Below are 12,891 nucleotides of genomic sequence, written 5' to 3' on the forward strand. Positions count from 1 at the left end.
GTCGTGCCGACGTGCGCTCAGAAGTGTAGATGGTATGTCGCCATGGCGATCTACCATTTCAGCGTGAAGGTCATCAGCCGCGCCAGCGGACGCAGCGCCGTCGCTGCCGCCGCCTATCGCGCGGGCGATCGGCTGCACGACGAGCGGCTCGATCGCGATCATGATTTCCGCGCCAAGTCGGGCGTCGTGCATAGCGAAGTGCTGCTGCCCGACAACGCGCCCGAGGAATGGCGCGACCGCGAACGCCTGTGGAACGATGTCGAGCGGCAAGAGAAGCGCAAGGACGCGCAGCTTGCCCGCGAAGTCGAGTTCGCCATTCCGCGCGAGATGACGCAGGCGCAGGGCATCGGGCTTGCCCGCGATTTCGTCGCCCAAGAGTTTGTCGCGTCCGGCATGATCGCCGACCTCAACGTGCATTGGGAAATCGGCCCGGATGGTCTGGCCCAGCCGCACGGCCATGTCATGCTCACCATGCGCGAGGTTGGCCCGGATGGCTTCGGCCGGAAGGTCCGGGACTGGAACGCTACGGCAAATGTCGAGCAATGGCGTGAGCGCTGGGCCGATCATGTCAACACCCGCCTTGTCGAACTCGACATCGACGCCCGCATCGATCACCGCAGTTTGCAGGCGCAGGGCATCGACCTTGAGCCGCAAAGCAAGATCGGCCCGGCCGCATCGCGCATGGGCGAGCGCGGCCTTGAGTCCGAGCGGATCGAGGATCATCGCGAGGTCGCGCGCCGCAATGGTGAGCGGATCATAGAGAATCCGCGTCTGGCGCTCGACGCGATCACGCACCAACAGGCGACATTCACCCGCCGCGATATGGCGATGTTCATCCACAGTCATTCGGACGGCAAGGAGCAGTTCGACGCTGCAATGAGCGCGGTGCGCGGCTCACCCGATCTCGTCGCCCTGGGCAAGGATGGGCGCGGTGAGGATCGGTTTACCAGCCGCGAGATGATCGAGGCCGAGCAGCGAATGCACCGCGCCGTCGAGATGCTGGCGGAGCGCGAGCGGCAGAGCGTCAGCAAGAGCGGGCGGGAAGCGGCGCTGGCGCGCGCGGAGCGACGTGGGTTGTTGTTGTCGGGCGAACAGCGCGCGGCGTTCGACCATGTGACCGATGGACGAGGGCTTGGCGTGGTCGTTGGCTATGCCGGGACCGGGAAGAGCGCGATGCTGGGCGTGGCGCGGGAGGCTTGGGAGTCGGCGGGTCTCACTGTGCGCGGCGTGGCGCTCTCAGGGATCGCCGCTGAGGGCTTGGAGAACGGCTCCGGCATCGCGTCGCGTACCATCGCCAGCATTGAGCATGGCTGGGCGCAGGGCCGCGATCTGCTCAACCCCCGCGTCATGCTGGTGATCGACGAAGCGGGCATGGTCGGCACGCGCCAGATGGAACGTCTGTTGTCCCATGCCGCAGCGGCGGGCGCACAGGTGACGATGGTCTTCGACCCGCAGCAGTTGCAGGCGATCGAAGCGGGGGCAGCGGCCCGGTCGATCCACGAGCGGCATGGCGGCGTCGAGATCACCGAGGTTCGCCGACAGCATGAAGGCTGGCAGCAGCACGCCACCCGGCATCTGGCGACGGGGAGGACCGGCGAAGCCATCCGAGCCTATGCAGAGCATAACATGGTTCACGCCGCCGACACGCGCGAGGCCGCACGGGGCGACATGCTGGATCGCTGGGACCGCGAGCGGCAGGGCCGCCCGGATGACAGCCGCGTCATGCTCACCCACACAAATGACGAAGTGCGTAAACTCAATGAAGCGGCGCGCGGACGGATGCGCGATTCCGGCGAACTGGGCGATGATGTGCTGGTGAAGACCGAGCGAGGGCCGCGCGCCTTCGCCAGCGGCGACCGTGTGATGTTCCTGCGCAACGAGCGCGGGCTAGGCGTGAAGAACGGCACACTGGGCACCGTCGAACAGGTCAGCGAACGCCATATGGCCGTACGCACCGATATTGGCCATTCCGTGGCGTTCGACACAAAGGACTATCGCGACCTCGATCATGGCTATGCGGCCACGATCCACAAGGCGCAGGGCATGACCGTCGATCGCGCCTATGTCCTCGCGACACCGGGCATGGACAGCCACGGGGCCTATGTCTCCCTGTCGCGCCACCGCGACGGCGTGCAGCTTCACTATGGCGGCGACGATTTTAAAGATCAGTCCCGGCTCGTCCGCGCCCTGTCGCGTGACCGCGCCAAGGACATGGCGACGGATTACGAGCGGGCCGACCCGGCGCAGCAGTTCGCCGAGCGGCGCGGGATCACGTTTGGCGAGCGCGTCGCCGAGATCATCCGCAAATTGCCGGAGAAGGCGCGCGGGATCTTCGACAGTTTCCGGCCGAAGATCGCGGCGCATCGCGAGGCAGACAGGTTCGAGGGCTTCCGGCCCGATGCGCCGCCGCGCGACGAACCACCGCAGCTAGAGCCGGTCCGTGCGGGTGGCCAGCGCGGCGCGGTCGAGCGCTACGCCAAGGTTCGCCAAGAAATCGAACGGATGCACGATTCCGGCTTGGCGGCCATGCCGCACCAGACGGCTGCGCTGGACCGCGCCAGAGAGGCCCTCGACGCGGTCCGGCCCCATGCCTCCGACGATCTTGGCGCGGCCTTCGAGCGCAGCCCGGAGCTTGTCCAGGAGGCAGCCGAAGGGCGAGGCCAGGCTGCGCTGCGGGCGATGCAGCTAGAGGCCGAAATCCGCATCGACCCGTTCCAGCGCGCCGACAGATTCGTGGAGGGCTGGCAGCAGTTGCAGCGCCACCATGAGGAGTTGGTGCGCGACGGCAATTTTCGGGGCGCGAAGACCGCCGCGCAGCAGATGGCCGACATGGCGAAGAGCCTTGAGCGCGACGCGCAGCTTGAATCGGTGCTGGGCCTGCGCAGCCGCGAGCTTGGCCTTGAGATCGGCGAGAGCATGGGCCGCAACCTATCGCGCGACCTCGCTGATTCCGTCCCCTTCGATCACGGCCGGGACATCAGCCACGGCATGAGCCGCTAAACAAGGAGAAGACGATATGGACGACGAACAGTCACTGTTAAACGAACCCGCCGCCAAAGAGGAATCCGCTGCGCAGGCGTTCGCGCGGCTGGACGGCCGTATCGCAATGATGGCGCGCGCGGTCGAGCATCTGGCAGCCGAGCGGGCGAGTATCGACATTCCCGATTACAGTGCGACGCTGACGCAGATTAACACCCGCCTTGCCGCCGTCGCGCAAGGGCTGGCAGGCATCGCCGAGAAGCCCGCCATGCAGTTGACCCCGGAAGGGCTGGCGGCGCGGATGGACGCGGCGGCCGAGAAATCCCGCAGCACCGACAAGGTGACCATCAGGGAGGCGCGAGAAGCTCATCAGGAAGCAGTGCGAATCATCCACGGCCTTGTCGGCATCGTCCGCGGAACCCACGAGCAGCGCAAGCATCAGCTACAGGCCATAGGCGGCGGCGTGTTGATGGGATGCCTGCTATGGTCATTCCTTCCCGGCGTGGTGGCGCGCATACTGCCCGACGACTGGCATATGCCGGAGCGTATGGCGCGGCACATGGTTGGCGAGTTGACCCTATGGGAGGCGGGCACTCGAATCATGCGCGCCGACAGTCTGGAGACATGGCAGTCCATCGCCGACGCTGCCGAGACGCGGCGTGACAATCGGGAAGCCATCGACGCTTGCGAGCAAGATGCGCGCAAGAGCCAGCGGCCTGTGCAATGCACGATCAGGATCAGAGCGCGCAACATAAATGGCACTTAGCGGCACTTGGTTAGAGCGGAGTAACAAGTCCTTCTGGACCCGGCTTTAGTTCAGCTTCCCTCGGTAGACATACCCGGTTAGACACGCGCTACTTCCCGGCATCCAGAAGGTCGTCAAGGAACTCAGACGCAGGCTTCACCCCACTTACATGGAGCCGGTCACGTGCCCGCGTGCAAGCGACATAGAACAAGTGGCGCTCGGTATCGAACACCTCCCGGAGTTCGTCCTCATCTGTCGCTTCATCAATGCGCGTTTGCAGCGGTAGCGCCTCGTCGTCGCACGCCATGACGGCCACGGCTTTGAACTCCAGTCCTTTGGCGAAGTGCATGGTTCCAAGCGCAACGCATTCCGGGTTATCCTCTACCCGGTCGGAGAGTTGACGGCAGGCAAGGCCGGTTAGGCCAATCGCCGCCCGCGCCCGCGCGAGTTGTTCGTCCGATCGCACGAATACGCCCATCTCGAACGGGGCGATCTCCGCATCGCTTGCCGCCCGTAAAAAGGCGGCGACAGCGTCGGCCTCGGCGGCATCATTCTCACATTCTGCAATTTCTGGCGGTGGTCCTTCAAAGACCGATTGCGCGTCCGCGCGGCTATCCTCGATGCCGTCCACGTCAGTGACTTTCGGCGGCAACAGCTTGTCGGCTGCCTCCCGGATTTGGCGCGATGTGCGGTAATTGATGCGGAGCGATGATGACCGCCCACGCACATCGACGCCCAGCGACTTCCACGAAAAAGGATGCTGAAAGATGCGCTGGCCAAGGTCGCCCGCAAAGAACAGTGCGCCTGGTCCGCCCGCCAGCGCCGCCATCATCCGCAGTTCGTTGACGCCCAAGTCCTGCGCCTCATCGACGATGACATGGGTGTAGAGCTTGTCCCCACGGGTGGCATAGTGCGCGGCCACGTCGGCATAGAGTTGGCACAGCGTCACCATGCCCCGCGCCTTGAGTGTTTGGCGCGCCGCCATGAAAACGGGCCACAGCACTTCTCGCTGCTTCGCCCCCAGCCGGTTGCGTCTGCCGACACGCGGCACTGACGCATAGGCATCAAGATAGGCAATGCCCCATCCATCTACGACTTGCCGCCATTCCGCCCATACGAAGCGCGCTGGCAGTTCGGCATAGCGTTGGGCCGCAATCGCCCGGTCTAGCGCCGCTTGCTGCACATCGGGCGCGGCCACGACTGGGCGCCGTCCTGTCGCCAGTTGGTAGAGGTCGCCCGCCGCGTCCTCAAACGATGCAACCGAAACGCGGTCGATCATCCCGTGATCGCCGGTTAGCAGAATCGCGAGCTTGGCGCGCAGGGCGTTCGCCAATGGGCGCGAGAACGTGGTCAGCAATACTCGTGCATGGGCATCCTCGCGCACGACCCGCGCCGCGCGGTGGAGCGCCACGATAGTTTTTCCCGTTCCCGCCGATCCGGTGACGCGCGCCGGGCCAGCGAAATCGCGGTCCACAATGTCGCGCTGCGACGGGTGGAGGAATACGCTCCATTTGTCCCACGGGAAATCGAGCGCGGCTTGCAGGTCTTCGCTGGTCGCAATGGTGATGACACGGCGCAGCGTATCGGGATGGGCAAAAGGCGCGTTCGCCTTCTGCATCCAGACCGCCTGGGGCACGATCCCGGTCGCGGCATAGTCGAGCAAGGCTTCGGCGACTTCGGCGGGGAGCCGATCGCTCATCGTGAAGAAGCGATCCTCCGTCCAGCTTCGAACGTCCTCCACCCAATCCTCGGGCGTGCCAATGTCTAGCAACTCGTCAGCGGTTAGCGCGGCGAAGAGAGCGGGCGCGGGCGGTTGCGCCGCGACGGGTTCGGGCGCGCGTTCGGCGATCAGTGGGAATTGCGGCTGAGCTTCCTCAATCCGCTCATGCACTTCGACAATCTGAATCGCATTGGTACGGGGATGCGCCTCGATCCGGCGGCGCTCCGCCCACGCATAGGCTTTGTCGTGGTGATCGACATAGGCGAGCATGAAGCTCGCTTCCGTCTTGTGGATGATGATGCGAATGTCTTGATTGACCCGCGCCGACCAGAAATTCGGATCGCGACCATTGTCCAGCCGGTGCATTTGGAGTCCCGGTCGTTCCGGGCTGAGTTGGAGGTCGAACGCAGCCGTCTTCACCTGCTTCTGTTCCTGCCCGGTCAGGCGTGTCAGCGCGGCCGTGAAGGTGTCGGCGATCTGGAAGTTCACTTGCGCTTCCTTCTCGCTTTGCGCCTTCTTGCAGCGCGTTTCTTCGACGAAGATACTGCTTTCGTGCTCTTGCGTTCGATACTGACTTCCTGTGGTACGAAATCCGCAAAGCTGAAGAAGGACATTCTATTGCCGCTCAAATATAGGGTTTCTTCGGAAGATGGCAGGTCAGGGCGGGAAGAGGTGGAAAATCGAATTGACCTATTTGCCGGATCGGAAGCGTTATAGACAATGAAGTAGGCCAGCCCTTCACGATCCGACCGCTTTCTGACAACGCAGCGATCCCAGCCATGGCCTGTTCGCAGCGGCGGTGAGTAGTCGTCATCGACTTCACTTTCCTCAACCAAGGCGTCGGATGCTAGGCGGCGAATGACGACGCTAATGCCCGGACCTTTTGCAACAGGAATTGACTGACCGACCGAAACGCCGGGACGCCCAATGGGGTCTGGTTCGTTGTCGGTACAGGGATGCTTGGGCCACGGCGGACCAAGATCATCAAAGAAAACTCGGCTCCCATATTCGTTCTGGTAGAAAAACACCTGCGCGCCGCAAACCGGACAAGTCGCGTTGGGGATCGTGAAAGATGCGTTTCGGCCATCGGGAAAGCTAGGCGGCGGTGCTGCAGCTCGCGGCGGCGATGGCTGAGTTGGAGGCGGTGGAGGCGGTGAATAATAGGAATAACGATCCCAGTCGTAGCGATCCACCGTGTGGCCGCTGACCCAAAAGGTCGTGCCGTTGCTGTTGGTCCGATAGTGCCCGGATCGCGTGAAGCGGGACACTACACCCCGAACACTTTCATCACTTCATCGCCGAAGTGATTGATGACCTTGACCGCGATCCGCCCCGTGCTGGGACGCGCAAAGGGGCGGGAGGTGTCGCGGTAGAGGGTGGCCCAGGCGTCCTCGTCCACCTCTGCCTTCAACGCGGTCTTGAGCTGTTTGTAGGGATCGTTCGCGCCAACGAAATAGGCGTGGCGGACGAAGAAACTTTCCTCGTTATAGGCCGTGTCGATGAACCATGCGGCGATGCCCTTCACGTCGTTGGAGCGGACTTCGCCGGTGTTGGGATCGTAGATGTCCACGCCGTTGACCTTCACCGCGATGCGCCCGTCCGGCTGTTCCAATATATCTATGTCGGGTTCGCCGAAGATCGTGAAGAGGTTGCCCTTGCCGGTGTTCTTGAGATCGTCGGCCATGTGCAGGTCAGGGTTCATCTTGGCCTTGAGGACGGGCAGCGGGCCAAGGCGGGACAGCTCGGAAGCGTGCGCGTCGAAGGCGAAGCTGCACGCGATCAGCACGTCGAAGCGGCTCTCCGCCGCCTCCCGCGCCGCCGCCGTAAGCTGGACTCGGCTCACGGTGCCAAATTCCGGGCCGATGAAGATGGCCGCTCGGCGCTCGGTCTCACCCTCCATGAAGCGGCCTTCCGCGCCGATATATTCGCCCGGCCAAGGGGTCAGGCTGGTGAACTCGATACGGTCGCCACGCTCGATCTGGTGGACGCCCGCCGTTTTCAGATGTTCGAGAACCATCGTCGCAAAATCGGTCTGGCTGTCGCTCTGCGTTTCGCGCGCCACCTTGCCGTCGGCGGCATCGGCCAAATGGATCAGCTCATCGGCATCGGCGGGAACGATGCGATGTGGTGACAGGCTCTCGACCGTGAACGGCCCCGCGACACGGATGCGGTTCGGATCGGCATAGGGCTTGTCATAGAGATATTCGACATCGGCGGCGCGGGCGATGGAGGCGTCGATTTCCCGCTGCCGGGCAATGCGCGCATCCCACCACGCCTTATGGACGCCGACGACGTTGGACGACCACCCGGCCAGCGCCTCGCGCGGGATTTCCCATTCCTGCCAGTCGTTGCCGGTTATCTGGTTCAACTCGGCGCGTAGCGGCTCCAGCCGTGGCTGCCACTTGTCCCAGATGATGTCGATTTCAGTGTTATTGGTGATCGACTTGACGGTGATGTGCGGAACCCGCTCATAAACGAAACCTTGGCGAATGTTATTTTGGATTGGAGCTTCGTTTGGAAGCTTTCCAGCAAGCTCCGCTTCCTTGCGCTTTCCCTCAAGGCTATCGGCCAACAGATACCAAGGATAACGCGCAGACATGAGCCTTGTGCGGGCAAGCGCCAATGCGACCCGGCTAGTGTCGATGGTAATCCAACGTCGGCCCATATGTTCAGCAGCAAAAGCGGTAGAGCCAGAGCCGCAGGTCGGATCGAGGACAAGATCGCCCGGATCGGTCGCCATAAGCATACAGCGTTCGATCACTTTAACGGCGGTTTGAACGACAAATATTTTGTCTGTCGGCGGCGCTGTATCTGTCCACACGTTATGGAAGGGGGATACAGGATAGTCCTCGTTAAATAGCCGATACCGAAGTGTGGCTCCGCCTGAGTAAGGCTCGATACGGGCGGCCTTGGCTAACCGATCCATGCCGGCCTTCGGACTTTTCCAGCTTCGTCCGGGCGGTGGGGTGTAGGTTTTCCCCTGATACTCATAGGGATATATCCCAGTCGCAAATGGACCAACCGGGTACAGTGCGTATAGTTGGTAAACGCGAGCGTCAGCAGGAAGGGTGCTATGTGAGCGTACCTCTTCCGGTTGCATCTTACGATATGAGCCATCTGGAAACATGATCTGATTCCAATGGCCGTCACCCTCAATGTCCGATTTGTAGAACATACGGCGAAACTTTATTTGTGATTTGTCTTTCGCATACCACGCGATGTAATCGACGACGCCTTCCATCAGCCGTCCACCAAGTGCCATTCTCGTCTTAAATGATATAAGTTCTACAAAGTTATCAGCACCAAATACCTCATCACACAGTGACCGAATAAGATGCTGGTTTTCAGAACCGATCTGAATAAATACAGAGCCACTTTCCGTAAGAAGCTCTTTCATAACGGAGAGTCTATCGCGCAAATAGGTCAGGTACGAGTGCGTCCCATCCTTCCACGTATCACGAAATGCCTTGACCTGTTCAGGTTCACGGCTGAGATCAACTTGCTTTTCGCTGACGGCGCGATTTTGCGTAGAAACCTGCCAGTTTGATCCGAATTTAATCCCGTAGGGCGGGTCGAAATAGATCGCTTGGACCTTGCCTTTCAGCGCCTCGCGCTCGGCAAGGCTCGCCATCACCTGCAAGCTGTCGCCCAGGATCATCCGGTTCGCCCAGTGCTGATCGTGCTGGTAGAACTCGGTGCGCTGCATCGGATCGTCGAGGCCGTTGAAATCGGCGAACAGATCGGGCGCGTCGGTCTTGTCCTCGCGCGCTACCTTTGACTGGCGGACCAAATCGTCGATGATCGCCTTGGGATGCACCTTTTCCTGTGTGTGGATCATCGGCGCGGTGACGATCAGGTCCGACCAATCCTGCCGATCCTTGCCGCGCCACACCAGTTGCGCGTCGCCAATCTCGATGCTGCCGGTGGCGTTAAGCTGCGCCACCTGATCGCGCGTCAACGTGATCTTTGCGCCGTTCCACACGATCTGCGGATCAAGGTCCTCATCGCGCGCCCGCGTCTCGCCCGCCGCCAAGGGCCGGGCGCGGGGATAGGTGACGGGCGGCAGCGGCTGCATCTCCTCCTGCATCGCCGCCAGATCGGCCATCTCCGCCGTCGGGATATTGACTCGCCCTTCCGGGTGATTGAGCGTGCCGACTTGCTTCGGCCCTTTTGGTGTGCGGGCCATTATGCGGCTTCCTTCTTCGTCAAATCGTCCACAAGTTTCGCAAATGCCCTTTCAATCTCAAATACGTCGGTGAACTCGGCAAACGCCCATGCGCCGAACGTGCCAAGATTGTTCACGCCCGGCACCCACATCGTCTTCATCGTCTCCGCCTTGAGCTGAGCATCGCCCTTGCGATACCCCTTCGTCTCAAGGATCAGATTGAGCGGTTCGGCATCGCCGGTATCGAGCCGCACGATCATGTCGGGGATATAGCGTCGGGGCGTCGATCCATCGCGGTAAGGCACTTCAAAACCCAACCCCTGGTTCTTGACGTAGGCCGTCACGCGGGGATGCGTTTCCAGCACGCGGGCCAGTTCAGCCTCCCATGTGCTGTCGCAAACGACGTGGCTGACATGGCTGCGGCGCAGATCGGTGGCGTAGGTGTCCTTGCTCGTCGTGAAGTTGACGAAGCGCGTGCTGCTCTTGGGATTATAGGGATCGAGGATCGCCTTGATCCGTGACGCTCCATGCTCGAACCGCTGGCAGGCGAGGAAGATGCGCTCAGCCGCCTGATCCTTGATTTCCAGATAGTCGAGCACGCCCATCGGCACGCCCTTGAGGACGAGATAGCCACCGTCCAGCCACTCGCGGACGACGCGGCGCACCTGTCCGAAGAGGTGAACGGGCAAGTCGCCATCATCCGCTGCGAACCGCTTGAGCAGGTGTGCAGCAAGGCTATAGGCGATGGCGCTTGGCCGCTGATCGCCGACGCCCGCCGCGCGCAATTCCTCGCTCTGGCCGACGATACCCTGCATCGTGACGCGCGATGGGCCGATCATCGACGGATCGACGACAAGGCGGCTGTCGTCCGTGAACTGCGCCGCGATCCGTTCTTCGGGCAGATCGACGCGATAGCCTTCGACGCGGGGGAATATGATTTCAAGTTCCGGGCGCAGAGCCACCCGTTCCTTGACCGCCTGCACCCGCGTGACGAGTTTCGGCGGCATGGGCTTCACCACGACCGGCTTGGCCGTGAAGTCAAACGGAATGCCGAGAATGTCGGCATATTCGACATCGAACAGGCCGTCGCTGTTCAGCTCATAGGATTGGCGACGCAGGCCACGTCCGACCACCTGCTCGCACAGCAACTGCGTGCCGAATGCGCGGACGCCAAGGATATGGGTGACAGTGTTGGCGTCCCAGCCTTCGGTGAGCATTGATACCGAGACGATGCAGCGGATGCTTTCGCCAAGGCGTCCGACACGCCCGACCGTGTTCATCACCTCACGCAGCAATTCCGCATCGTCGATGTCGTCGGCATCCTCTACGCGGCCTGTGCGGTCCTGCCGTTCGCGCCGGAATTGCTCGATTTCGGCGGAGGCCAATGCGCGGAAATCTTTGTCGAGCGCCTCGCCGCTTTCGAGTTGGGCGCTGTCGATCAGCAGCGTGGGCGCGCGCCCGATCCGGTTGCCATGCTCGTCATAGTTGCGGAACAACGGCAGGTGGCCGCGATGGATATTGATGGCTTCACCATCCTTGTTCGGACGGTCCCAGCCCGAAATCCATTCATAGACCAGTTTCGATGTGGACGTATTATTACAAACGACGATGAATACGGGCGGCACGGGAATGCCGGCCCGCCGCCACTCGTCATCGACCTTCACATAGTGATTGTAGAGCGCGTCCAGTGCGGTCAGCAATTCGGTGGGGAGCTTGAGCGGGTTCAGCTCTTCGGACTTTTTCGCGCCCTTTTTGGGCATATCCTTGCCGATATGGTCCCACAGCTTCCGGTAGATCGGCATATCCGCGATCGGCAGATTATCGGCGACCGGCACGCGCGGCAGTTTCACGATGCCGCATTCGATCGCGTCCATCAGCGAGAAGTCGCTGATCACCCACGGGAACAATGTGCCTTCGACATAGCCCGATCCGGCAAGGAAGAAGGGCGTTGCGGACAGGTCATATACTGCACGGACGCCTACCTTGCGCTTCAGCGCCTTCAGGCCGTTGATCCAGAGCCGGGCGGCCTCCTTGTTTTCCTTGGCTTCGGCCTTTGTGTCCGCGTCGGCGATTTCTTCGACGCTGCCTTGCGGGCGTTCTTCGTAGCAGTGGTGCGCCTCGTCGTTGACGACGACGACATTCTTCATCGCCAGCAGATCGCCGCAGGCGCGCTGGAGCATCTGCCCTTCAGTTTCCGTCGTTTTTGGCGCTTCGCCGCGCCCTTGCAGCAGGCTTTTGCCGACCTTGGACAGATCCAGCGTCTCCCGGCGCTTGAACGAATGATAGTTGGTAATGACCACCTTCGCCTTGGCGATGTCGCCAAGCATATCAGACGGCACGATGTCGCGGAACCGATAGTAGTTGTCGGGATCGTCCGGCAGCAGCACACGGAGCCGATCCTTAATCGTGATGCCCGGCGCAACAAGGAGGAAACCACGGCTGAAATGTGAGCTGGTCGGGGAGCGCACTGCGTTCACCGACTGCCATGCGATTATCATCGCCATGACCGTTGTTTTGCCCGCGCCGGTCGCCATCTTCATCGCGATGCGGAGCAAGTCCGGGCTAGACTGCCGGTTCGCTCCGCGCAGATGCTCCCATAGATGGGCATAGCGTTTTTGGCTGGAAGCAACCTCCGTTAGCCAGATGACCGTCTCGACAGCTTCAACCTGACAGAAGAAGGGACGCAGACCTTCAACCTCGGTGCGCCGCCAATAGTGCAACAGCTTCGCGGTCGCAGGCGTCACGCCCCAATCCCGATCGCTCGGCAGGCTGCGCCACGACGCAACGTGCGAGCGGATTTCGTTGATGATCGGCTTCGGGTTGTATTCCTGATCCCCGTCGCTCAGCCCCGCCGCATCCTCGAACACCATAGAGGTTTGGCTGGCCTTGCCCGACTTGCGCTTGGGCTTGGGAACCGGCGTGATGAAGTCGCAGGGGCGGCGGCCATCAATCGGCGGCACTTCGAGCGGCTGGCCGTCAGCGTCCAGCGCATGATAGCGCGTCGGCACTTCATACGGCGAATTGAGAATCGGATAGTCGAAAAAGCTCTGAGACACACATCCCCCTAGGCTCGGTGATATGTGCCCTTCACACTACTGACAAGGCGAACGGTGGTCGTGTCCCGGTTTTCGCCAATGCGATCGGAGACTTTGATTGTTCAAGCCGCCAAGGCGACTGACTGAAGAAAAGCTTGTTGCTAGCCAGCGTCCCGTACGGGGGCGCATCATCCCATTAAGACCCACGCAAAATGTGGGAACATTTGGGGTGCCATCCTTTTGGAAC

At 61.7% G+C, this 12,891-nt stretch carries 6 protein-coding genes; 2 read left to right on the forward strand and 4 right to left on the reverse strand.

Annotated elements, in window-relative coordinates:
• Window positions 1-42 precede the first annotated feature (42 nt).
• Both traA and HL653_RS14945 read left to right on the forward strand, forming a co-directional pair.
• Window positions 43-3,000 carry a Ti-type conjugative transfer relaxase TraA gene (traA, locus tag HL653_RS14940; RefSeq protein WP_171745225.1) on the forward strand — a complete coding sequence of 986 codons (2,958 nt, stop codon included), beginning with the start codon at window positions 43-45 and terminating at the stop codon, window positions 2,998-3,000.
• Between the two features lie 16 nt (window positions 3,001-3,016).
• Complete coding sequence (locus HL653_RS14945; protein WP_171745226.1) at window positions 3,017-3,745, forward strand: DUF6118 family protein; 729 nt, start codon at window positions 3,017-3,019, stop codon at window positions 3,743-3,745.
• Window positions 3,746-3,833: 88 nt separating this feature from the next.
• Here the strand turns inward: HL653_RS14945 and HL653_RS14950 are convergent, their stop codons facing one another.
• The 4 genes from HL653_RS14950 to HL653_RS14965 form a co-directional block, all read right to left on the reverse strand.
• Window positions 3,834-5,933 carry a 3'-5' exonuclease gene (locus HL653_RS14950; RefSeq protein ID WP_171745227.1) on the reverse strand — a complete coding sequence of 700 codons (2,100 nt, stop codon included), beginning with the start codon at window positions 5,931-5,933 and terminating at the stop codon, window positions 3,834-3,836.
• A complete protein-coding gene (locus HL653_RS14955; protein ID WP_171742672.1) occupies window positions 5,930-6,472 on the reverse strand; it encodes a hypothetical protein in 543 nt (180 codons plus the stop codon). Before HL653_RS14955 ends, HL653_RS14950 begins: the two co-directional genes overlap by 4 nt.
• 239 nt (window positions 6,473-6,711) lie before the next feature.
• Window positions 6,712-9,630 carry a site-specific DNA-methyltransferase gene (locus tag HL653_RS14960; RefSeq protein ID WP_171745228.1) on the reverse strand — a complete coding sequence of 973 codons (2,919 nt, stop codon included), beginning with the start codon at window positions 9,628-9,630 and terminating at the stop codon, window positions 6,712-6,714.
• Window positions 9,630-12,665: a BPTD_3080 family restriction endonuclease gene (locus tag HL653_RS14965; RefSeq protein WP_171745229.1), complete on the reverse strand. Its 3,036-nt coding sequence runs from the start codon at window positions 12,663-12,665 to the stop codon at window positions 9,630-9,632. The genes HL653_RS14960 and HL653_RS14965 overlap by 1 nt, the downstream gene beginning before the upstream one ends.
• Between the last annotated feature and the right edge of the window lie 226 nt (window positions 12,666-12,891).

The organism is Sphingomonas sp. AP4-R1 (assembly GCF_013113735.1).
GTDB lineage: Bacteria > Pseudomonadota > Alphaproteobacteria > Sphingomonadales > Sphingomonadaceae > Sphingomonas_I.